A 21,739-nucleotide genomic window follows, 5' to 3' on the forward strand; every position below is an offset into this window, starting at 1 on the left:
ATGTGGAACGGTGCTGCTTAATTGGAAGAAGGGTTGATCAGCTGTTGTAGGCCTTGATGCCTTCGGCGACGTCTTCGTACACCTGGATGCCGCCATCACGTACCAGCAGCACGATGTCGCAGAGCTTTTCGATTTCCGGCATGGAGTGGGAAACCAGCACCACGTTGGATTTCTGCATCTTTTCTTTGAAGACGTCGGCGCACTTGCGCTTGAACTGGGCGTCGCCCACCGACATCACTTCGTCGATCAGGTAGTAGTCGAAGTCGAAGGCCATGCTCAGGCCGAACGCCACACGCGAGCGCATGCCGGAGGAATAGGTCTTGATCGGCTCGTCGATCCAGTCGCCGATCTCGGCAAACTCCTGCACGTAGCGGATCTTTTCCCGCATCGCATCACCGGTGGCGCCGTAGATGCGGCAGACGAACTTGATGTTGTCGCGGCCGCTCATGCTGCCCTGGAAGCCGCCGGTCAAACCAACCGGCCAGGAGATACTGCGGTCGGTGGCGATGGTGCCGGAATCGGGCACGTCGGCACCGCCGAGCAGGCGCATCAGGGTCGACTTGCCGGCGCCGTTGCGGCCGATCAGGCCGATGTTCTTGCCGGGCGGGATGGCCAGCGACAGGTTGCGAAAGACGTACCGGCGGCCGTTGGGCGTGAGGTACGACTTGGTAACGTTTCTGAGCTCGAACACGGGTGGCCTGTAGTTAACCGTTCTTGGTGGAAATCAGGTGCATCCTGCGGGCACGGTAGGCACCCAGCGACAGGAACAGCAGTACCGTTGTGAAGGCGATCACGTAGGTTTCGGATACGCCATCGACCGGGGTGTAGTGCGGCAGCACCTCGGCGCGGATCAGTTCGAGGATGTGCAGGAAGGGGTTGAGCAACAGCACAGGCATCATGGCCGCAGGCAGGTAGGACGCAGGAATCAGCACGCCCGAAATGAAGTACAGCGGGAAGAAGGCGATGCGAATGACGATCTTCAGGCTGGGCAGGGCGTGGGTGACCAGGGCCAGGAGCATGCCCAGGCCGAAGGCGAACAGCAGGCCGAGCAGGAGGGTGGCGACCCATTGCAGCGGGCTGTGGATCGACATGTCGAAGCCGAACCAGGCGAAGCCGAATACCAGGATGGCGTAGACGGTCGCGGCGATGCAGGTTTCGACGATGACCCGGGCGACGTAGGTGTCGAGGGGCTTGATCTGTTTGTAGCCGAACAGCGAGCGGTTTTCGCGCAGGCTGTCCATCAGACGTAGGGCGGTGTTGCGGTAGAGCAGGAAGGGGGCCATGCCGACCAGGATGAACACCGGGTATTCCACGCCGGAGACGGTACGGCCGCGGAGCATGCCGAACAGCAAGGAGAAAATCAGCAGGTGAACGATCGGTTCGAACAGCAGCCACACGGCACCCATGCGGCGGTCACCAAGACGGGAGCGGGCTTCACGCAGGACGAGGGCGAAAATGACCGACTTCTGGATCTGGAGCGAGGAACGAGGCTTCAAGATGTTTACCGCAAAGCAAAGCAGCGCGCCAAGGCACGCCGGAATTCATCTTCAGGAAAGGCCCGACCCCATGGCGCTTTGACCAGGGTGTGTTCCGGAACTTCCGTGTTCTAAGGGGCGCGAGGTTAAGCGCGGGATGGCATAAGCGTCAAGTGAATACCACGTTTTGGTACGAAAGTTCAGACCGTCTGTTTGGTGAATATCGCCGTTGATCGTGTTTCATGTTGGATCCAATGAGGGTATTTCGGCCCAAGTTGCCGTATGTCGGGTTTGTTGTGGCGGGATGCTCGAATGGCAATTTTGGTGGCGCTCTTCAGAAGGGGTTTGGACGTCGCAATGACACTGACCTGGTCAAAATCGATCGGGCCAGCGCCTTCCCTGTGGGAGCAGTGAGTTCAAAGCTGTGGAAGCGACGCTAGCCCCGTGCGGGCGGCCCTTGATCGCGAGGGTACAGAACATCTAACGACAAACCCCTCCCGGCCGATAACGCTTTCAGCGATCCCGTTTACACTTACGGCATCTTCCTACCGACCCGCATGAGATCGACCTGAACCCATGACTATCCTGGTTACCGGCGGCGCCGGCTTCATCGGTGCGAACTTCGTACTGGATTGGGTAAGCCAATCGGGCGAAACCCTGATCAACCTCGACAAGCTGACCTACGCCGGCAACCTGCAAAGCCTGGCCAGCCTGCAAGGCAACCCGCAGCATGTGTTCGTGCACGGCGATATCGGCGACGGGCCGCTGCTGCAGCGGCTGCTGGCCGAGCATCAGCCGCGCGCGGTGCTCAACTTTGCCGCCGAGTCGCATGTCGACCGCTCCATCCATGGCCCGCAGGCGTTCGTCGAAACCAATGTGGTCGGCACCTTCCAGTTGCTCGAAGCGGTGCGTGGTTACTGGCAAGGCCTTGAACCAGCGGCGCGCGAGGCGTTCCGCTTCCTGCATGTGTCCACCGATGAGGTCTACGGCTCGCTCAAGGCCGGTGAGCCGGCGTTCACCGAAACCCATCAGTACCAGCCCAACAGTCCCTACTCGGCCAGCAAGGCCGCCAGCGACCACCTGGTGCGCGCCTATCACCACACCTACGGCCTGCCCGTGCTGACCACCAACTGCTCGAACAACTATGGGCCACTGCACTTTCCGGAAAAACTGATTCCGCTGGTGATCGTCAACGCCCTGGGCGGCAAGGCGTTGCCGGTGTATGGCGATGGCCAGCAGATTCGCGACTGGCTGTACGTCAAGGACCACTGCAGTGCCATCCGCCGCGTGCTGGAAGCCGGCACGGTGGGCGAGGTGTACAACGTCGGTGGCTGGAACGAGAAGCCGAACCTGGAAATCGTCACGCGCGTCTGTGCCCTGCTCGACGAGTTGCGCCCACGGGCTGACGGCAAACCCTATGCGGCTCAGATCACCTACGTCGCCGACCGCCCCGGCCACGACCGCCGCTATGCCATCGATGCGCGCAAGCTCGAGCGCGAGCTGGGCTGGAAGCCGGCCGAAACGTTTGAAACCGGTATCCGCAAGACGGTGCAGTGGTATCTGGACAATGCTGCCTGGGTCGAGGGCGTGCAGTCGGGCAGTTATCGCGAATGGGTAGAAAAGAACTACAGCGCACGTTCAGGGAAGCACGACATATGAGCACACTCAAACAGCGTAAAGGCATCATTCTGGCCGGGGGCTCGGGCACGCGCCTGCACCCGGCGACACTGGCGATTTCCAAGCAGCTGCTGCCGGTGTACGACAAACCGATGATCTACTATCCGCTGACCACGCTGATGCTGGCGGGTATCCGCGATATCCTGATCATCTCCACCCCCCTGGACACGCCGCGCTTCGAGCAATTGCTGGGCGATGGCCACCAGTGGGGTATCAACATCACCTACGCGGTACAGCCATCGCCGGATGGCCTGGCCCAGGCGTTCATCATTGGCGAGCGCTTCATCGGCAACGACCTGTCGGCGCTGGTGCTGGGTGACAACATCTACTACGGCCACGATTTCCACAAGTTGCTCGACGGTGCCATGGCGCGCGACGCAGGGGCGAGCGTGTTTGCCTACCATGTGACCGATCCCGAGCGCTATGGCGTGGTCGAGTTCGACGCCCGTGGACGGGCCATCAGCCTGGAAGAGAAGCCGCAGCAGCCGAAGTCCAACTATGCGGTGACCGGGCTGTACTTCTACGACCAGGACGTGATCGAGATGGCCAAGGGGCTGAAACCGTCGCCGCGCGGTGAGCTGGAAATCACCGACATCAACCGGCTCTATCTGGAACGGGGGCACTTGTCGGTGGAGGTGATGGGCCGTGGTTACGCCTGGCTCGATACCGGCACCCATGATTCGCTTCTCGAAGCCAGCGGTTACATCGCCACCCTCGAGCGTCGGCAAGGCCTCAAGGTCGCTTGCCCTGAGGAAATGGCCTTCCGTCAGGGTTGGATCGATGCGGATCAGCTGCAAGCCCTGGCCGCGCCGATGCGCAAGAATGGCTATGGGCAGTACCTGCTGCGGTTGCTGCGCGACCCTGTCCTGCAGGGCTGAAGGCACTGTGCACGCCTGGCGTAGGATATTTATCCAGCAGGCGTGCAACATGTTGTGACGTCTGATTTGGTAACCATTGCCCACTGGGAACAAGTGCCTGTGAGCCGCTAGGTTGTAGGGGCAGCCAAGGAAACTGCTGCATGCAACTTCAACTCACAGGAGTGACCCTCATGCGCAATACCGTCCTCAATTACCTGCTGTTGCCACTGTTCGCGGGATTGTCGTTTTCCCTCAGTGCCGCGCCTGGTGCTGCCGTTGTCCCGCTGGAGCCGATACCGGTGGTGAGCCAAGCGCAAGCATCAGTGGAGCGGTTGAACTTGAATACGGCCGATGCATTGACGTTGCAGAAGGCGCTGAACGGGATCGGCAAAGCCAAGGCCGAGGCGATCGTGGCGTATCGGGAGGCCCACGGGCCGTTTGCCACAGTAGATGAGCTGCTTGAAATCAAAGGGATCGGCAGCGCGCTGCTGGAGCGCAATCGGGATAGGGTGATGGTGGAATAAGGCTGGTTGGTTTTTGTGGGAACCGGCTTGCCGGCGATAGGGCCTTAGCCGCTTCGTTGCCTGCCATGGCCTCATCGCCGGCAAGCCGGCTCCCACAAGGGTGATTGTGCAAGCCTCAAGGGCAGCTCCCACTCTGTGGGAGCGGGCTTGCCCGCGAAGAGGCCAGAGAATTCAACTTCGACTACCGGTCCTGCGCATCCTTGGCATCCGCCTCGGCATTGCGTTCATGCACCTTGCGCAGTTGTTCTTCGGTCAGCGGCAGTTTTTTCGCCGTATCTCGCAGCATCATCAACCCGCCGACGATCGAGCCGAGGGCTATGATGAGTATCAGCCAGGCATACCAGGGCATTGTCGTTCTCCTGTGGACGTCGAGGGCTTCGCGTGTACAACGGTTGAGCGATTTCCTTGACCATTGGTTCAATTATAGGGGCCATGCCCAGTCGGGCCAATTCTGATGACCCGCGGCCCCCAAAGCCTGCGCCACTTCGTTTACAATGCGCGCCGATTTCGACTTGCCAAGAGACCCTGACCATGTCCGCCTGCCAGACGCCCCTGATCGTCGCCCTGGATTTCCCCACCCGTGACGCCGCCCTGAAGCTGGCCGACCAGCTCGATCCGGCCCTGTGCCGGGTAAAAGTTGGCAAGGAGCTGTTCACCAGCAGTGCTTCGGGCATTGTCGAGACCCTGTGCGAGAAGGGCTTCGAGGTATTCCTCGACCTCAAGTTCCACGACATCCCCAACACCACCGCGATGGCGGTCAAGGCGGCGGCCGAGATGGGCGTCTGGATGGTGAACGTGCACTGTTCCGGTGGCCTGCGCATGATGTCGGCCTGCCGCGAGGTACTGGCCAAGCGCAGCGGCCCGCAGCCCCTGCTGATCGGTGTGACCGTGCTGACCAGCATGGAGCGTGAGGACCTGGCCGGTATCGGCCTGGATGTCGACCCGCAGGAGCAGGTGCTGCGCCTCGCGGCACTGGCCGAGAAGGCGGGCATGGACGGGCTGGTGTGCTCGGCATTGGAAGCGCCGGCACTGAAGGCGGCGCACCCATCGCTGCAGCTGGTGACGCCAGGTATTCGCCCGGCCGGTAGCGCGCAGGATGACCAGCGCCGCATCCTGACCCCGCGTCAGGCACTGGATGCCGGCTCCGATTACCTGGTAATCGGTCGCCCGATCAGCCAGGCGGCTGACCCGGCCCAGGCGCTGGCGGCGGTGGTGGCGGAAATCCGCGGCTGACAGGTCGACAAAAGAAAAGGGGCTGCATGTGCAGCCCCTTTTTTATTACGCGATGACCAGCGGTGGGAACGACTTGACCAGGTCGTCCAGCGCCTTGATCTGGGCCAGGAACGGCTCCAGCTTGTCCAGCGGCAGGGCGCTTGGGCCGTCGCACTTGGCTTGGTCCGGGTTCGGGTGGGCTTCCAGGAACAGGCCGGCGAGGCCAACACCCATGCCGGCACGGGCCAGGTCGACGACCTGTTCGCGACGGCCGCCGGAGGCCGCGCCGGACGGGTCGCGGTTCTGCAGGGCGTGGGTGACGTCGAAGATGATCGGCAGGTTGTCGCAGGTGCGCTTCATCACGCCGAAGCCGAGCATGTCGACCACGAGGTTGTCGTAGCCCATGCAGGTGCCGCGGTCGCAGAGGATCAGCTGGTCGTTACCGGCTTCCTTGAACTTCTGCACGATGTTCTGCATCTGCGAAGGGCTGAGGAACTGCGGCTTCTTGATGTTGACCGGCTTGCCGGTCTTGGCCAGGGCCACCACCAGGTCGGTCTGGCGGGCCAGGAAGGCCGGCAGCTGCAGCACGTCGACCACTTCGGCGACCGGCGCGCACTGGTAGATCTCGTGTACGTCGGTGATGATCGGCACGCCGAATTCGGCTTTTACCTTTTCGAAGATGCGCAGGCCTTCTTCCATGCCCGGGCCACGGTAGGAGTGGATGGAGGAGCGGTTGGCCTTGTCGAAGCTGGCTTTGAAGACATAGGGGATGCCCAGCTTCTGAGTGACGCGCACGTATTCTTCACAGGCCTTCAGGGCCAGGTCTTCGGATTCGAGGACATTGATGCCACCGAAGAGGACGAAAGGTGCGTTGTTGGAGCACTCGATGGTTGGGGTGATCTTGATCATGTTCTTTCTCTGCAAATCCCAGTCACTGGTTTCAGTGGCGATGGGTGATCTTACAAGATCTGGGGGAGCAAAGCTTGCGCGATCCCTGTGGGAGCCGGCAAGCCGGCTCCCACAGGAGGGGAGGTGCTGAGCCCCTGCTTTCGGGTTAGACCTTCAGCACCAGCTTGCCGAAATTCTCCCCGCTGAACAGCTTGAGCAACGTCTCCGGGAACGTCTCCAGCCCGTCCACCACATCTTCCTTGCTCTTGACCTTGCCGCTGGCCAGCCACCCGGCGATCTCCTGCGCCGCCTTGCCATAGTCCTTGGCATGGTCCATCACCACGAAGCCTTCCATCCGCGCACGGTTCACCAGCAACGCCAGGTAGTTGGCCGGGCCTTTGACCGCTTCCTTGTTGTTGTACTGGCTGATTGCGCCGCAGATGACGATGCGGGCCTTGAAGTTGATGCGGGTGAGCACCGCGTCGAGGATCTCGCCGCCGACGTTATCGAAATACACATCCACGCCCTTGGGGCATTCGCGCTTGAGGCCGGCGAGCACGTCCTCGGCCTTGTAGTCGATGACGCCGTCGAACCCCAGTTCGTCCTTGAGGTACTGGCACTTCTGCGCGCCACCGGCAATGCCGACCACGTGGCAGCCCTTGAGCTTGGCGATCTGGCCAACGATGCTGCCCACCGCGCCTGCTGCACCGGAAATCACCACGGTATCGCCGGCCTTGGGTTGGCCCACTTCGAGCAGGGCGAAATAGGCCGTCATGCCGGTCATGCCCAGGGCCGACAGGTAGCGGGGCAGGGGCGCAAGCCGGGGGTCGATCTTGTGCAGGCCCTGGGGCTCGCCAGTGAAATAGTCCTGTACCCCCAGCGCGCCGCTGACGTGGTCGCCAGCTTTGTAGTCTGGGTGCCGGGAGGCCACCACTTCGCCCACGCCGAGCGCGCGCATCACCTGGCCGAGGGCCACAGGCGGGATGTACGACTTGCCTTCGTTCATCCAGCCGCGCATGGCCGGGTCCAGCGACAGGTACAGGTTGCGCACCTGGATCTGCCCCTCGGCGGGCGCTTCGGCGGGTACTGTCTCGAACGTGAAGTCGTCACGGCGCACGGCGCCGACCGGACGTTTGGCTAGCAGGAAGCGGCGGTTGGTCTGGGTCATGGCAGGTCCTTGAGGGCGGTAGGCGAAAGCGATGAATTTAGCCTGCTGATGCAGGGAGGTGCGCAAAATCACTGGTAAGCATGGTAGCCCAACCGTTGCCCTGATGATGCTGCCCAGCCGGGTGGTGGGCTGACTAGACTCATGACCGATATTTCACGATCAGGAGCGAACCATGAGCATGACCTTTTCCGGGCAAGTAGCCCTGGTCACCGGCGGCGCGGCGGGAATCGGCCGGGCGACGGCGCTGGCCTTTGCCCGCGAAGGCCTGAAGGTGGTGGTGGCCGACCTCGACCCGGTCGGCGGCGAGGCCACGGTGGTGCAAATCGTCGAGGCCGGTGGCCAGGCGCTGTTCGTGGCGTGTGACGTGACCCAGGATGCCCAGGTGCGCCAGTTGCATGAGCGCGTCATCCAAGCCTACGGCCGCCTGGATTACGCTTACAACAACGCAGGCATCGAGATCGAGCAGGGGCGCATGGCCGAAGGCAGCGAAGCGGAGTTCGACGCCATCATGGGCGTCAATGTCAAAGGCGTGTGGTTGTGCATGAAGTATCAACTGCCGTTGCTCTTGGCCCAGGGCGGCGGCGCGATCGTGAATACCGCGTCGGTGGCCGGGCTGGGCGCGGCGCCGAAGATGAGCATCTACAGCGCGTCCAAGCATGCGGTGATCGGCCTGACCAAGTCGGCGGCCATCGAGTACGCCAAGAAGGGCATCCGGGTGAATGCGGTGTGCCCTGCAGTGATCGATACCGACATGTTCCGCCGGGCCTATGAGGCCGACCCGCGCAAGGCCGAGTTCGCCGCAGCCATGCACCCGGTCGGGCGCATCGGTAAGGTCGAGGAGATCGCCAGCGCGGTGCTGTACCTGTGCAGTGATGGCGCGGCGTTCACCACGGGGCACAGTCTGACTCTGGATGGCGGGGCTACTGCAATCTGAAAGCTCAAGGCTGCAAGCTCGCCATGGAAGCTCCAGGCCTGTCGAGAATCCTGTGGGAGCCGGGTTGCCGGCGATAGCGCCCGAGCCGCTGCTTGCCTGCCCTGGCCTCATCGCCGGCAAGCCGGCTCCCACAGGGGATTGTGCTTTTCAGCAGGACTGCGCAAGCGGGCTTGCCCGCGCAGACAGCACCAATGCCAGCGCGACCGCTGCACACCCCAGCACCAGCACGCCACCAAACGCCAGCAGCGCCACGCGTGGCCCCAGCTGGTCACTCAGCACCCCGGTAAAGATCACCGGCACACTGAACCCAAGATAAGCCAGCAGGAAGAACCCGGCGCTGCCCCGGGTCTTTTCGCTTCCTGCCAGCTGGTTCACCGCCGCCAGCCCGCCCAGGTAGATGAACCCATAGCACGCGCTGCTCGCCGCCACCGCCCCCAGCAGGACGGCACCCAGTTGCCCACGGTCGGCACCCCAGGCCAGCAGCGCATAGCTGCACGGCAAGATTCCCAGGCCCAGCAACGTAGCCTTGGCGCAGGCCATACGCCGTGCCAGGGGTTGGAACAGTAGGCCACAGCTGATCACGCAGAATGTCGAAAAGCCCGACCAGTCACTCAGGCCGTGCTGGCGCAGAATCCCTGGCAGCAGGGCGATGACCAGCCCGACACAGGCCCAGGCCAGCAGAATGGCCAGGCCATACACCACGCTGCCGGTTGGGTAGCCAGGCAAGCGCAGCATGGCGCTGCGTTGCGTCGGGCGTGGGTCGGGCAGGCGCCAGACCAGCGCCAGGGCCACGGCGGCAAGCGCCAGCTGCAGGTGGAAGCTGCCCGGTGTCAGGCTCGGGCCGCGCAGCAGGAACAGGCTGGTCAGCGCCGCACCCAGGCCAAAGCCCAGCGAGGTGCTGGCGGTCACCCAGTTGGCGGCGCGGGCAGTGCTGTCGGCGCCCATCAGTTCGCCCATGTAGGCCGTGGCAGTGGCCGAGGCCAGGCCGGTGCCAAGGCCCAGGCACAGGCGGGCCAGGCCCAGGGTCTGCAGGCTGGGGGCCAGCAGCATGAGCAGGGTGGCGAGCATCGACAGCAGCAGCGCGGCGAGGATCAGTGGCCGGCGCCCGACCCGGTCGGCCAGGCCGCCGAGGGCCAGCAGCACGGGCAATACACCCAGGACATAGCCGGAGAAGGCCACGGCGGTGGCAGTGGCGCCTTGCCCGGAGAGGTCGGCGTAGGTGATGTAGAGCGGGGCCTGCAGGTTGACCGCGAGGGTGATCAGGCACAAGGCGAAGGCCAGCAGGGCGGGGTGGGAGGGCATGGGGCTGATCCTGGTTTTGAGTTGTCTGTGCCGGCCCTATCGCCGGCAAGCCGGCTCCCACAGGTAAAGCACAGGACTCACTGGCTGTGGAGTACCTGTGGGAGCCGGCTCGCCGGCGATAGGGCCGGTACTGGCAACCTTGCTATCAAGCCAACCTCCCAACAAGGCACACGCACCACCCATTTATGCTTAACTGTTCGCTCAAAACAGCCAAACAGCTAAGCCATGCACTTGCCCCTCGACCGTCAAAGCCAGATCCCGCTGGTGCAGCAACTCACCGACCACCTGCAAGCCTGGATCGAACAGCAGCGTCTGCGCCCCGGCGCTCGCCTGCCGTCGATTCGCACCCTGGCACGCAACCAGGCCGTGAGCGCGTCCTGCGTGATCGAAGCCTACGATCGCCTGGTCGCCAGTGGCTGGCTGGAGGCGCGTCACGGCACCGGCTTCTTCGTCGCCGAGCGCAAGCCTGGCCTGGCCCTGCAGGACCAGCCCGTTTGGGGCGAAGCCGCCGATGGCAGCTGGCGGCAGTTTCGTGAGGGCCACGACGAGCTGCTCAAGCTAGGCTGCGGCTGGCTGCCCACAGCCTGGCGGGCAGACGCCGAACTGGCCCAGGCGATCCGCCAGGTCAGCCGCGGCAACCCGCAGGACATGTTCGACTACTGCCCGCCACTGGGCCTGGCCAGCCTGCGCCTGCAACTGCACAAGCGCCTGGCGCGTCTCGACATCGCCGCTGGCCCCGAGCGCATCCTCACGACCCAGGGCGCCAGCCATGGCCTCGATCTGCTGGTGCGCACCCTGCTGCGCCCCGGCGACACGGTGCTGGTGGAAAACCCCGGTTACTACAACCTGTACAACCTGCTGCGTCAGCACCAGGTGCGCATGCTGCCGTTGCCGCGCACGCCAAGCGGCCCGGATGTCACGGAGCTTGAGCGGTTGCTGGTCGAACACCGCCCGCGCTGTCTGTTCATCAACAGCCTGTACCAGAACCCGACCGGCACCAGCCTGACGCCCAAGGTGGCCTATCGACTGCTGGAGCTGGCGCGAGAGCACGACCTGCGTATCGTCGAGGACGATATCTATGCCGATTTCCAGGAAGGACAGGCCACCCGCCTGGCCACTCTCGACAGCGAACAGCGGGTCATCTACCTGGCCAGTTTCTCCAAGACCCTGAGCAGTTCGTTGCGGGTCGGCTATCTGGTGGCCGACTCGCCGCTGCTGGCGCGCCTGGCGGAGCTGAAGATGGTCAGCGGGATCGGCACTTCGCGCTTCATCGAGCAGGTGGTGGGGCAGATGCTGGCCAATGGCAGCTACCGCAAAAGCGTGCAGCGCCTGCGGGTACGCCTGGGCCAGCACATGGCCAAGCTGCTCGGGCAACTGGAGGGTTACGGCTGGGAGGTGTTCTGCGAGCCGTGCGGCGGCATGTTCGTCTGGGCGCGAGTGCCTGGGCGCGATTTCGCCAGCCTGGAGCGGTTGGCGGCTGAGCATGACGTGCTGCTGACACCCGGCAGCGCCTTCGACTACCAAGGCGCCCCCAGCGACTGGCTGCGGATCAATGTCGCTTACGGGCAGGACACCCGCGCCCAGGCCTTCCTTCTGCACGCAGGGCGACCTTCAGCGCGCTGAAAACGACACGCACATAGCCATTTGACACTATTGTGGCGTCGACCGCTTGTGCGTGGGTCGGCAAGGTTGCCACGCTTGGCCCTCGGGAAAACCTGACAAGGTGAAGGGGGATCGGCGATGGCGGCGAGCAGGCACGGTGTTCTGGCCAACCTGGGCATGGCCCGCAAGATGGGGCTGGGGTTTGCCCTGGTGTTGCTGCTGACCCTGGCGGTGGCGGCCATCGGCATCGGCGCCTTGCACAGTGTCGGCCAGCGTTTCGACAGCCTGCGCGAGCTGGGCCGGTTCAATACCGACCTGCTGCGGCTGCGCCTGCACGAGCAAGCCTTCGCCTTGCGCTCCGACAGCGAGCAGGCCGAGGCCTTGCGCAGCGGCCTGGGCAACCTGAGCGAGCGCGCCCGAGGCCTGCCGGCACTGACGGCTGCCGAGGCTGACCTGGCGGCCTATGGGCAGGCGTTCGACGCGTTCGTCGAGGTGGTGCAGGCCAAGGAGCTGGCGCTGGACATGGCCAGTTGGTCGGTGTCCAGCGTGGCCAACAACCTCGACGTGATGCAGGCAGGGCTGGCCGATGACGGGGCCTACACCCTCAAACAGTCCCAGGGCCAGCAAGGCAGTGAGTTCCTCGAACAGTCCGCGCAGGTGGCGCAAGTGTCGCGCCTGATGCTGCAGGCCATGGACCAGGCCCGGGTGCGCCTGGAACAGAGCCGCAAGGGCGAAGCGGACGCCAGTCAAGGGCGCATCGCCGAGACGGTCGAGGCCGCAGCCCTGGTCGATCAGCTCAAGGCAGTGGTTGCCGACGCCGGTTACCAGGGCGTGCTGGGCGAGGTGGCCGGGCACATTGCCGGATTCACCGACAAGCTCAACGAATACACCGACCTGCTGGGTAAGGAACAAGGCCTCAAGGCGCAGTTGCAGGCGCGTGCCGAGCAGGTCACCGGGCGGGTGGAGCAAGCCTATGTCGGCGAGGAGCAGGCAATGCAGGGCGACTTGACGCGTAACGCGCTGGCCATCGCTGCTGCGACCGTTCTGGCGCTGCTGGTGGGCGTGCTGGCCGCTTGGCTGATCACGCGCGCGGTGGTCGGCCCGCTCAAGCGTGTGATTGGCCGGGCCCAGCGCATCGCTGCCGGGGAGCTGAGCCTGGAGCCAGAAGCGGCACGTGACGATGAGGTCGGGCAACTGACGCAGGCCGTGCAGCACATGGCCATTGCGCTGTCGGGCATCGTCAGCGGCTTGCAGCAGGGGATCGAGCAATTGGCGGGCAGCGCCCAGGCGCTGTCGACGGTGACCGAGCAGACCAACCGTGAAGTGGGCAGTCAGAAGGAAGAGACCGAGCAGGTGGCCACCGCGATGCAGCAGATGACAGCCACCGTGCACGATGTGGCGCGCAATGCCGAAGAGGCGGCGCTGGCCGCCCAGGCCGCCGATGCCAAGGTCGATAGCGGCCAGCAGGTCGTGCGCCAAAGCATGCAGCGTATCGAGCAACTGGCCGCGGCGGCAGAAACCGCCAGTACCGGCATCGAGAGCCTGAGTGCCGAGATCCATACCATTGGCGACGTGCTGGCGGTGATCAAGAGCGTGGCCGAGCAAACCAACTTGCTGGCGCTCAATGCGGCCATCGAAGCGGCCCGGGCGGGCGAGCAGGGGCGTGGTTTCGCGGTGGTAGCCGATGAAGTTCGGGCCCTGGCCCGGCGTACCCGGCAGTCAACCGAGGAAATCGAACGGCTGGTGGCCAGTCTTCGCGGCAATGCCCAGCAGTCGGTGGCGCAGATTCGCGGCAGCACCGAGCTGGTGCGTCTGGCCGTGGCCGACGCGCTGCAGACCGAAAGTGCCTTGGGCAGCATTGCGGCGGCGGTGTCATTGATCCAGCAGATGAACCAGCAGATTGCAGCGGCAGCGGAGCAGCAGAGTTCGGTGGCGGAGGAGATCAGTCGCAGTGTCACGCAGATTCGCGGCAGTGCGGACCAGGCGGCGTTGGCGATGCAGGGCAATGCCCGGTCGAGTATCGAGTTGGTGCAATTGGGCAGTGACTTGAAGGGGATGGTGGGGCACTTCCGTTTGTGATTGCCTGGACCGGCCCTTTCGCGGGGCAAGCCCGCTCCCACAGGTACACCACAGGTCTGGAGCGCAGTGCAGTACCTGTGGGAGCGGGCTTGCCCCGCGAAAGGGCCGGTACAAACGGTGCAAACCTTCAGCCCTTACGCGGGCTCAAGATCAGCAAGGTCAACACCCCGGCGACGATCCCCCAGAACGCCGACCCAATGGAAAACAGGGTGAACCCCGAAGCCGTCACCATGAAGGTAATCAACGCCGCCTCCCGCTCCCGCGCCTCACCCATGGCCACGGTCAGCCCATTCATGATCGAGCCGAACAGCGCCAGCGCAGCAATCGACAGCACCAACTCCTTCGGCAGCGCGGCGAACAACGCTGCCAGCGTGGCGCCGAACACCCCGGCAATGCCGTAGAAAATCCCGCACCACACCGCTGCGGTATAGCGCTTGCTCGGGTCTTCATGGGCATGCGGCCCGGTGCAGATGGCTGCACTGATTGCCGCCAGGTTGACCCCATGCGAGCCGAACGGCGCCAGCAGCAGCGAGGCAAAGCCAGTGGCCGAAATGAGCGGCGAAGCCGGCACCTGGTAGCCATCGGCGCGCAACACGGCCACACCGGGCATGTTCTGCGAGGTCATGGCCACCACGAACAGCGGGATGCCGATGCTGATGGTTGCGGCCAGCGAGAAGCTCGGGGTGGTCCACACCGGCGTAGCCACTTCCAGTTTGAAACCGCTGAAGTCCAGCAGGCCAAGGGCGCCGGACAACGCCGTGCCGACCAGCAATGCGGCCAGCACGCAATAACGGGGCGACAGGCGCTTGACCAGCAGATAGCTGAAGAACATGCCCAGCACCAACAGCGTGCGGTGCTGCGCGGCGACGAAGATCTCGCTGCCGATCTTGAACAGGATCCCGGCCAGCAAGGCGGAGGCCAGCGAGGCCGGAATACGTTTGACCAGGCGCTCGAAGCTGCCGGTCAGTCCGCAGATCAGTACCAGCACGGCGCAGGTGATGTAGGCGCCAATGGCTTCGCCGTAGCTGACCCCGCCAAGGCTGGTGATCAGCAGCGCCGCGCCGGGCGTCGACCAGGCGATGGTAATCGGCGTGCGGTAGCGCAACGACAGGCCGATGCTGCAGACCGCCATGCCGATCGACAGGGCCCAGATCCAGGATGAAATTTGCGCGTTGGTCAGGCCCGCCGCCTGGCCGGCCTGGAACATCAGCACCAGCGAGCTGGTGTAGCCGGTGAGCATGGCGATGAAACCGGCGACCACCGCCGACGGGGAGCTGTCTGCCAGGGGCCGCAGGCGTGCGGAAGTGGCATCGGTCATGGGGTAAGTCCTTGTCCATGTGTAAGCAGTTTTTTCAGACTAACGCGGGCGCGCTTGATCCTTGTCATACAGCGGGCATTGCTTTTAGCCGTACAGTCGCGAACTATTGGGCCCTGACGCGCAACTGCATGGGAGGGGAGGGGCGATGTACAAGGTCTATGGCGACTACCAGTCGGGCAACTGCTACAAGGTCAAGCTGATGCTGAGCTTGCTGGACCGACCGTATCAATGGCACCCGGTGGATATCCTCAAGGGCGAGACCGAAACGCCCGAGTTCCTGGCCATGAACCCCAATGGCAAGGTGCCGGTGCTGCAGTTGGAGGACGGCACCTGCCTGTGGGAGTCCAACGCGATCCTCAACTTCCTGGCCGACGGCAGCGAGTTCCTGCCCAGCGAGCCGCGTTTGCGTACCCAGGTGCTGCAGTGGCAGTTCTTCGAGCAGTACAGCCATGAGCCGTACATTGCCGTGGCGCGGTTCATCCAGTTCTACCTGGGCTTGCCGGATGAGCGGGTGGAGGAGTACCGCAAGCTGCACAAGGGCGGGTACAAGGCGCTGAAGGTGATGGAGCGGCAGTTGCAGATGACGCCGTACCTGGTGGGTGAGCAGTATTCAATTGCCGATGTGGCGCTGTATGCGTACACCCATGTGGCGCAGCAGGGGGGCTTCGAGCTGACGGATTACCCGGCGGTGCGGGCCTGGTTGGCCAGGGTGGCCGCCCATCCTCGGCATGTGCCGATGGTGGACTGAGCCTGCACTGGCCCCTTCGCGGGACAAGCCCGCTCCCACAGGTATTGCACTAGAGCAAAGTCAGTGGAGTACCTGTGGGAGCGGGCTTGTCCCGCGAAGGGGGCGACACCTATCTGTCAGACCGACGCGAACCGTTTGTCCAGGTAAGCAATGATGGCCTTGGACTCATACATCCAGGTCACCTTGCCCGCTTCTTCGATGCGCAGGCAAGGCACCTTCACCCGGCCCCCACCTTCGAGCAGCGCTTGGCGGTGCACCTCATCATGCTTCGCATCACGCAGCGCCACCGGCACATTCAGCCGGTGTAGGGTGCGGCGGGTCTTGACGCAGAACGGGCAGGCATGGAACTGGTACAGCGCAAGGCCCTTGGCCTCCTGCTCGACCTGGGCCTGGGCCGCGGCATCGCGCTTGCGCTTGGCCGGGCGGCTGATCCAGTCGCCGAACACGATGAGCTGGCCGAGGCCGACCCGCAAGGCTTTGACGATCATGGGCAACTCCTGAAATGAAAAAGCCGACCCCACAGGGTCGGCTTGGGTCACGCGCCGATCACTTGATCAGGCTGAGGAACTCGCTGCGGGTGGCGGCGTTTTCACGGAATTCGCCGAGCATCACCGAGGTGAGCATGGTCGAGTTCTGCTTTTCGACACCGCGCATCATCATGCACATGTGCTTGGCTTCGATGACCACTGCCACACCTGCAGCACCGGTCACCTGCTGGACGGCCTCGGCGATCTGGCGGCTGAGGTTTTCCTGGATCTGCAGGCGGCGGGCGTACATGTCGACGATCCGCGCGACCTTGGACAGGCCCAGCACCTTGCCCTTGGGCAGGTAGGCCACGTGGGCCTTGCCGATGAAAGGCAGCATGTGGTGTTCGCACATCGAATACAGCTCGATGTCCCGGACCAGCACCATTTCGCTGTTGTCGGAGGTGAACAGCGCGCCGTTGGTGACTTCTTCCAGCGTCTGCTCATAACCGCGGCAAAGGTACTTCATGGCCTTTGCAGCCCGCTTGGGCGTGTCGAGCAGGCCCTCACGGGAGACGTCCTCGCCGATCTGGCTGAGGATCTCGGTGTAGTTCTGTTCCAGGGACATGTATCTACCTGTGGGAAAAATCGCAAAAACGAAGGGTACGGCGGCAAAGCCTACGCTGCAAGCGCGGCGTTACTCGTCGCGACCTTCCATCATGGTTCGCTTGAGCATTACATACACAGCGCCAGTGCCGCCGTGGCGGGCCTGGCAGGAGGTGAAACCGAGCACTTGCGGGTGCTGGCGCAGCCAGGTGTTGACGTGGCTCTTGATCATCGGCCGCTTGCCATCCAGGCGCGCGGCCTTGCCGTGGGTGACACGCACGCAGCGCACTTCCAGCTTGGTGGCTTCGGCGATGAAGTCCCACAGGGTTTCGCGGGCTTTTTCCACGCTCATGCCGTGAAGATCGAGGCTGCCTTCGAAGGCGATCTGGCCGAGCTTGAGCTTGCGGATCTGGCTTTCCTGCACCCCGTCGCGGCGCCACATCAGCTCGTCTTCGGCGCCGACGTCGATGACGAACTGGTCGGACAGGCCGTCGATCACCAGCGGCTGGTCACTGCGCACGGTCGCGGCCTGACGCAGGCCGGCGAGCTGTTTGCGGTCGGTCTTGGGTTTGCCGATGTCAGCGCGGTCGTGCTTGATCGGCTTGACGCCGCGCACCTCGGCGCTGAACAGGGAAAAATCGTCGTCTTGCATGCTGCCTCCACGTGGGCGACGTAGTTTACGCCATCAACCCAGTGGCGTCAGTACCGGCCTCATCGCCGGCTTGCCGGCGATGAGGCCAGTGAAGCCCCAACATAAACCTTCAGTGGTGCTTCTTCATCAAGTGCGGCGACAGGTTCAACTCCCGCCCCCGACGCAAGCGAATACGGCTGCGCCGCCAGAACCTCACGCCGAAATACAACATCAGCAACCCGGCCACCGTGATGATCCCGGCCAGCGGCCGATTGGCATTGAGTTCGGCCAGCGCCGTGTAGTTGCCGAGCAGCCCGGCGATGCCAGCCATGGCCAGCAGCACACCGAGCGTCGCGAGCAATGCCGACAGGCCGGCAGCCAGGCGAGCACCCCAGTTGCGCGGTTCGCGTGGGCGCAGGCGCTTGGCGTCGAAACTGCCTTTTAGCTTCATTCCGATTTCCTCTGTGGACATCAGAAATTGGACCGGTCGCCGACCCTCGGGTTCCGCCTGGCTGCCGGCCGGTCAGATCAGGCTGGCAGTCGGGGCGACACAGGCGAAGTTGTCGGCCATCACGGCCATTTCGCACTCATGGATCTGCGCGGCGGGGATCACCCGGTCTTTCAGGGCAAGGTCGCGGGTCGCCGAGGCGTCTTCCACCAGGGTGCAACGATAACCATAGTCCTTGGCCCGGCGTACCGTGGTGCTGACGCTGGAATGGCTCATGAAACCGCAGACGATCAGGTCAAGGTGCCCCAGCGCTTGCAGGGTTTCGTGCAACTTGGTGTTCTTGAAAGCGTTGGGCATGCGTTTTTCGATGACGATTTCTCCCTCGCGTGGCTCAAGGCCGGGGATGAACTCGCCGGCCGCACCCTGGGGGTCGAAGCGACCACCAACGGTACCGAGGTGGCGGACGTGGATGATCGGACGGCCGGCCTTGCGGGCGGCGTCGAGCAACCTGGCGATGTTGGCCACGGCCTCGTCCATGCCCGACAGCGCGAGAGGGCCACTGAGGTACTCTTTCTGCGCATCGATGACGATCAGGCTGGCTTGGCTCAGCTTGGCCGGCGGGTAGTCGCGGCCAGTGAGGCGGAACATCGTGGTTGGAACGGACATCAAGGGCTCCTTGGGTAGGGCTTTTGTATACCTATTCTCCCTTGCCTTGGCGCCAATGGGAATGGTTGACATCGCAAGCGGCGTGGTTACTGGCCTGTGGCGGACTGCGGGGCGATCCGCGGCAACAAATGTGCGGGTAGGACTGTTACACTTTTGTCCGGTCTGAATAGGAGTACCCCGTGATCACATCTCGTCTGCGCACGTTGCGCGACCATATCCGCTGGGCGGTCAGCCGCTTCCATGAGCACGAGCTGTTCTTCGGCCACGGTGCCGACAATGCCTGGGACGAAGCCCGCCTGCTGGTGTTGGGTGCCGTGCACCTGCCATGGGAGGTGGCCGACAGCTACCTGGACTGCCAGCTCGAGGACGACGAGCGGGTGCGCCTGCAGCACCTGCTCAAGCGCCGCATCCAGGACCGTGTGCCAACCGCCTACCTGCTGGGCGAGGCATGGTTCTGCGGCATGTCGTTCATTGTCGACGAGCGTGTGCTGGTACCCCGTTCGCCGATCGGCGAGCTGATCGAGAAACGCTTCGAGCCGTGGCTGGCCGCCGAGCCTGCGCGCATTCTCGACCTGTGCACCGGTTCCGGCTGCATCGGTATCGTGGCGGCGGAGGTCTTCCCCGAGGCCGAAGTGGTGCTTGCCGACCTGTCCTTCGAAGCACTTGAGGTGGCCAACCAGAACATCGAGCGCCACGGCCTGGACGAGCGCGTCTTCACGGTGCAGGGCGATGGTTTCGCCGGCCTGCCGGGGCAGCGTTTCGACCTGATCCTGTCCAACCCGCCGTATGTCGATGCCGAGGACTTCGGCGACATGCCGGCGGAGTATCACCACGAGCCGGAAATGGGCCTGGCCTGCGGCAACGACGGCCTGGACCTGGTGCGTCGGATGCTGGCCGAGGCGGCTGATCACCTGACCGAAAAGGGCTTGCTGATCGTCGAGGTAGGCAACAGCCAGGTGCATGTCGAGGCGCTGTACCCCGAAGTGGACTTTGCCTGGCTGGAGTTCGAGCGCGGCGGGCATGGGGTGTTCATGTTGACGGCCGAGCAGTGCAGGCAGCATCAGGAGCTGTTCAAGGCGCGCGTCTGATGCTGGAGCCTGGGGCTGCTTTGCAGCCCTTTCGCGACACAAGGCCGCTCCTACAGAACACCGCGATCCTCTGTAGGAGCGGCCTTGTGTCGCGAAAGGGCCGCAAAGCGGCCCCCGGTTTCAACGAGTAGCAATCCAGATCAGCAACCCAGCCTGAAACACCGCAAACGCCACCAGGCAAGTGATGGTAAAGCGTAACCCGCTGTCCTCGCGCCGATACTTGGCCACCCGCTCATCCCGCTCGCGCAGTTGCGCTTCCTTCTCCAGCAACTGCTGTTCGGCCTGCTGCAGCATGCCGGCGGCCTCCAGCATGTCCACCCGCTGGACCTTCTCGGTATTCCAGCCACCCTTCAGCTGGCCGACGGTCGTCTCCACGGTACTGCCCTTCAGATGCTGCGGGTCGGCGTATTCCACCTCGATGCCGGTGGCAGTCAAGAAGCGATCCCGGCGCAGCCGCGTGTCTTCGTTCATCGCATCCCTGTTCGGCAATGCCATGCCTTCAACCTTGTAGTGCGACCAGCGGCGCTGCAGCCACTGCACCGCCTGGCCCAGCAGGAAGCGGCCGAGGCCGCGGTTGAGGGGCTCCAGCTGCAGGCCGCTGTCGCTGCCGATGCTGACCCTGCGCTCGGTGTGGTCGACGCGCACATCCAGCTGGTTCTGTTCCTTGCGCACTTTCTGGCCGGGCAGGCGGATTTCCAGGCGCAGCAAGCTGTGCACTTTGTCGTGGCGCTCGGCATGGCCGAACTCGACGAAGCGCAGCGGCCGTGCACCGCTGTTGCGGTCGGTGGGCAGCGGCGCCAGGCGCAGCAGCTGGAAGTGCTCGACGGCAAGGTCGTCCCAGGGCAGCAAAGCGCTGTCCGGGGCTTGTGGCGCTTCGGCCGGTTCTACGGCAGCGGGGGCATCGGTCATCAGGGTGTTCTCGAATACAGGCCAATACCGAGCTTATCGGCCGTATCGCCCCGGACCTGAGGCCATTGTGCGTCGATCTCCTCAGGCTGAGGGCAGCTGATGAATGAACGTCACGATGCGCTCGCCCAGCTCCCGGGCCAGGGGCAGTTCCGGGTTGAGGTAGCTGTCGCGCTGCAGGCGCATTTCCTTGGGGCTGATGCGCAGCATGTGGTTCATCCCATCGATCAGTACCAGTTGGGCGTCTGGTTTTGCCGCCTTGAGGCGTTCGGCGTCGACCACGTCGACTTGCACGTCGTTGCGGCCCTGCACGATCAGGGCGGGCATGGGCAGGCGGGCGAAGGCTTGCGCCGGGTCCTGGCGGAATAGTGAGATCAGGTAGGGCTGCACGCTGGGGCGGAACACCTGGCGCAGGGGTGCGGGCACGTCCAGGCTGGTATGCCCAGCCTGCAGGCGGTCGAGCAGGGCGTCGCTGCGTGCCAGTTGCGCCGGCGGCAGGCGCCGCGCCAGTTGTTCGCGCACCACGTCGGCCAGTGGCCTGCCGCTGCCCGCCAGGGTGATCACGGCGCTGGCGCCGGCCTGCTCGGCGGCCAGGCTTGCGATCAATGCGCCTTCGCTGTGGCCGACCAGGATCAATTGGCCGAAGCGCGGGTCAGCCTTGAGCTTGCGGCTCCAGGCGACCACGTCGGCGACGTAGCGCTCGACGCTGAGGTTGCGTTCGTCGGGCGTGGCCGGTTGGCTGGCGGCGACGCCGCGCTTGTCGTAGCGCACGCTGGCGATGTGCTCGTTGGCCAGCAGCAGGGCCAGGCGCTTGAGGTTGTCGATGCGCCCCGAGGCTGGGTTGTTACCGTCGCGGTCGGTGGGGCCGGAACCGGCGATGATCAGCACCACTGGCGGTGGCGTGGCCTGCTGCGGCAGCAGCAGGCTGCCGTGCAGCACGCCCTGGCCGGTGTCCAGGTCGATGGGCCGTTGCAGCACGGTGGGGGAGGCGGCCTGGGCCAGGCCTGCGCAAAACATGAAGAACAAGGCGACGAGGCGCGACATCATGGGGGTACTACATGGTGAGATAGCGGTTTGACACTGTCTTTACCGGAAGGTTCGGCAGCCGGATTGTTGCTCCTGGCCTTATCGCCGGTACAGGCGAGC

General features: G+C 64.1%; 23 protein-coding genes and 1 pseudogene. 10 read left to right on the plus strand and 14 right to left on the minus strand.

What is annotated here, in order from left to right; all coding sequences use genetic code 11:
• Positions 1-37: 37 nt before the first annotated feature.
• Together ACIPZG_RS22080 and ACIPZG_RS22085 are read right to left on the minus strand one after the other, a co-directional pair.
• Positions 38-691, minus strand: a complete 654-nt coding sequence (locus ACIPZG_RS22080; protein ID WP_400716885.1) for an ABC transporter ATP-binding protein — start codon at positions 689-691, stop codon at positions 38-40.
• A gap of 13 nt (positions 692-704) precedes the next feature.
• Positions 705-1,496: an ABC transporter permease gene (locus ACIPZG_RS22085; RefSeq protein WP_400716887.1), complete on the minus strand. Its 792-nt coding sequence runs from the start codon at positions 1,494-1,496 to the stop codon at positions 705-707.
• A gap of 555 nt (positions 1,497-2,051) precedes the next feature.
• Between ACIPZG_RS22085 and rfbB the strand changes: the two genes are divergently transcribed.
• The 3 genes from rfbB to ACIPZG_RS22100 all read left to right on the plus strand — a co-directional run bounded on the left by rfbB (position 2,052) and on the right by ACIPZG_RS22100 (position 4,533).
• Entirely contained in the window at positions 2,052-3,134 is a 1,083-nt protein-coding gene (rfbB, locus tag ACIPZG_RS22090; protein ID WP_400716889.1) for a dTDP-glucose 4,6-dehydratase, read from the plus strand.
• Positions 3,131-4,030, plus strand: a complete 900-nt coding sequence (rfbA, locus tag ACIPZG_RS22095; protein ID WP_400716892.1) for a glucose-1-phosphate thymidylyltransferase RfbA — start codon at positions 3,131-3,133, stop codon at positions 4,028-4,030. The genes rfbB and rfbA overlap by 4 nt, the downstream gene beginning before the upstream one ends.
• Positions 4,031-4,200: 170 nt before the next feature.
• Entirely contained in the window at positions 4,201-4,533 is a 333-nt protein-coding gene (locus ACIPZG_RS22100; protein WP_400716978.1) for a ComEA family DNA-binding protein, read from the plus strand.
• A gap of 181 nt (positions 4,534-4,714) precedes the next feature.
• Here ACIPZG_RS22100 and ACIPZG_RS22105 read toward each other — a convergent pair whose 3' ends face one another.
• Positions 4,715-4,882, minus strand: a complete 168-nt coding sequence (locus ACIPZG_RS22105) for a DUF2897 family protein (RefSeq protein WP_003252762.1) — start codon at positions 4,880-4,882, stop codon at positions 4,715-4,717.
• A gap of 182 nt (positions 4,883-5,064) precedes the next feature.
• Here ACIPZG_RS22105 and pyrF point away from each other — a divergent pair, with 182 nt between their 5' ends.
• Positions 5,065-5,766, plus strand: a complete 702-nt coding sequence (gene pyrF, locus ACIPZG_RS22110) for an orotidine-5'-phosphate decarboxylase (protein WP_070093724.1) — start codon at positions 5,065-5,067, stop codon at positions 5,764-5,766.
• A 45-nt stretch (positions 5,767-5,811) separates the two neighbouring features.
• Here the strand turns inward: pyrF and kdsA are convergent, their stop codons facing one another.
• Both kdsA and ACIPZG_RS22120 read right to left on the minus strand, forming a co-directional pair.
• Positions 5,812-6,654 (minus strand): 3-deoxy-8-phosphooctulonate synthase, encoded by an 843-nt coding sequence (gene kdsA / locus ACIPZG_RS22115; RefSeq protein WP_400642214.1) that lies wholly within the window; start codon positions 6,652-6,654, stop codon positions 5,812-5,814.
• A gap of 145 nt (positions 6,655-6,799) precedes the next feature.
• Positions 6,800-7,801, minus strand: coding sequence for an NADP-dependent oxidoreductase (locus ACIPZG_RS22120; protein ID WP_400716895.1), 1,002 nt, complete (start codon positions 7,799-7,801; stop codon positions 6,800-6,802).
• A 172-nt stretch (positions 7,802-7,973) separates the two neighbouring features.
• Between ACIPZG_RS22120 and ACIPZG_RS22125 the strand changes: the two genes are divergently transcribed.
• The gene (locus ACIPZG_RS22125; protein ID WP_400716897.1) at positions 7,974-8,735 is read left to right on the plus strand and encodes an SDR family oxidoreductase; all 762 of its coding nucleotides are present in this window, start codon (positions 7,974-7,976) and stop codon (positions 8,733-8,735) included.
• A gap of 147 nt (positions 8,736-8,882) precedes the next feature.
• On the opposite strand, the gene ACIPZG_RS22130 is transcribed toward ACIPZG_RS22125, so the two are convergent.
• Positions 8,883-10,037, minus strand: coding sequence for an MFS transporter (locus ACIPZG_RS22130; RefSeq protein ID WP_400716900.1), 1,155 nt, complete (start codon positions 10,035-10,037; stop codon positions 8,883-8,885).
• Between the two features lie 225 nt (positions 10,038-10,262).
• Here ACIPZG_RS22130 and ACIPZG_RS22135 point away from each other — a divergent pair, with 225 nt between their 5' ends.
• From ACIPZG_RS22135 to ACIPZG_RS22145, 3 genes and pseudogenes are all read left to right on the plus strand, one after another.
• Positions 10,263-11,660, plus strand: a complete 1,398-nt coding sequence (locus ACIPZG_RS22135; RefSeq protein ID WP_400716903.1) for a PLP-dependent aminotransferase family protein — start codon at positions 10,263-10,265, stop codon at positions 11,658-11,660.
• 972 nt (positions 11,661-12,632) lie between these two features.
• A pseudogene (locus ACIPZG_RS22140) lies at positions 12,633-12,857 on the plus strand (HAMP domain-containing protein); the annotation flags it as partial.
• Entirely contained in the window at positions 12,855-13,718 is an 864-nt protein-coding gene (locus ACIPZG_RS22145; RefSeq protein WP_400716981.1) for a methyl-accepting chemotaxis protein, read from the plus strand. The pseudogene ACIPZG_RS22140 and the gene ACIPZG_RS22145, both read left to right, overlap by 3 nt.
• Before the next feature lie 127 nt (positions 13,719-13,845).
• On the opposite strand, the gene ACIPZG_RS22150 is transcribed toward ACIPZG_RS22145, so the two are convergent.
• Complete coding sequence (locus tag ACIPZG_RS22150) at positions 13,846-15,036, minus strand: benzoate/H(+) symporter BenE family transporter (RefSeq protein ID WP_400716905.1); 1,191 nt, start codon at positions 15,034-15,036, stop codon at positions 13,846-13,848.
• 145 nt (positions 15,037-15,181) lie between these two features.
• Between ACIPZG_RS22150 and ACIPZG_RS22155 the strand changes: the two genes are divergently transcribed.
• Complete coding sequence (locus tag ACIPZG_RS22155) at positions 15,182-15,784, plus strand: glutathione S-transferase family protein (protein ID WP_400716908.1); 603 nt, start codon at positions 15,182-15,184, stop codon at positions 15,782-15,784.
• Positions 15,785-15,900: 116 nt separating this feature from the next.
• Here the strand turns inward: ACIPZG_RS22155 and ACIPZG_RS22160 are convergent, their stop codons facing one another.
• The 5 genes from ACIPZG_RS22160 to ACIPZG_RS22180 all read right to left on the minus strand — a co-directional run bounded on the left by ACIPZG_RS22160 (position 15,901) and on the right by ACIPZG_RS22180 (position 18,599).
• Positions 15,901-16,272, minus strand: coding sequence for a glutaredoxin family protein (locus tag ACIPZG_RS22160; RefSeq protein WP_400716911.1), 372 nt, complete (start codon positions 16,270-16,272; stop codon positions 15,901-15,903).
• A gap of 58 nt (positions 16,273-16,330) precedes the next feature.
• Positions 16,331-16,876: a GTP cyclohydrolase I FolE gene (gene folE, locus ACIPZG_RS22165; RefSeq protein WP_008093613.1), complete on the minus strand. Its 546-nt coding sequence runs from the start codon at positions 16,874-16,876 to the stop codon at positions 16,331-16,333.
• Positions 16,877-16,945: 69 nt separating this feature from the next.
• Positions 16,946-17,506, minus strand: coding sequence for a Smr/MutS family protein (locus tag ACIPZG_RS22170; RefSeq protein ID WP_008093614.1), 561 nt, complete (start codon positions 17,504-17,506; stop codon positions 16,946-16,948).
• A gap of 109 nt (positions 17,507-17,615) precedes the next feature.
• The gene (locus ACIPZG_RS22175; protein WP_400642781.1) at positions 17,616-17,936 is read right to left on the minus strand and encodes a hypothetical protein; all 321 of its coding nucleotides are present in this window, start codon (positions 17,934-17,936) and stop codon (positions 17,616-17,618) included.
• 72 nt (positions 17,937-18,008) lie between these two features.
• A complete protein-coding gene (locus ACIPZG_RS22180; protein ID WP_400642783.1) occupies positions 18,009-18,599 on the minus strand; it encodes a cysteine hydrolase family protein in 591 nt (196 codons plus the stop codon).
• A 179-nt stretch (positions 18,600-18,778) separates the two neighbouring features.
• Here ACIPZG_RS22180 and prmB point away from each other — a divergent pair, with 179 nt between their 5' ends.
• Positions 18,779-19,687, plus strand: coding sequence for a 50S ribosomal protein L3 N(5)-glutamine methyltransferase (gene prmB / locus ACIPZG_RS22185; RefSeq protein ID WP_008097810.1), 909 nt, complete (start codon positions 18,779-18,781; stop codon positions 19,685-19,687).
• Positions 19,688-19,807: 120 nt separating this feature from the next.
• On the opposite strand, the gene ACIPZG_RS22190 is transcribed toward prmB, so the two are convergent.
• Entirely contained in the window at positions 19,808-20,596 is a 789-nt protein-coding gene (locus ACIPZG_RS22190; RefSeq protein WP_400716913.1) for a hypothetical protein, read from the minus strand.
• Between the two features lie 81 nt (positions 20,597-20,677).
• The gene (locus tag ACIPZG_RS22195; protein WP_400716915.1) at positions 20,678-21,640 is read right to left on the minus strand and encodes an alpha/beta hydrolase; all 963 of its coding nucleotides are present in this window, start codon (positions 21,638-21,640) and stop codon (positions 20,678-20,680) included.
• Between the last annotated feature and the right edge of the window lie 99 nt (positions 21,641-21,739).

Origin of the sequence: Pseudomonas sp. NPDC089395 (assembly GCF_044749525.1) — a bacterium.
In the GTDB taxonomy this organism is placed as follows: domain Bacteria; phylum Pseudomonadota; class Gammaproteobacteria; order Pseudomonadales; family Pseudomonadaceae; genus Aquipseudomonas.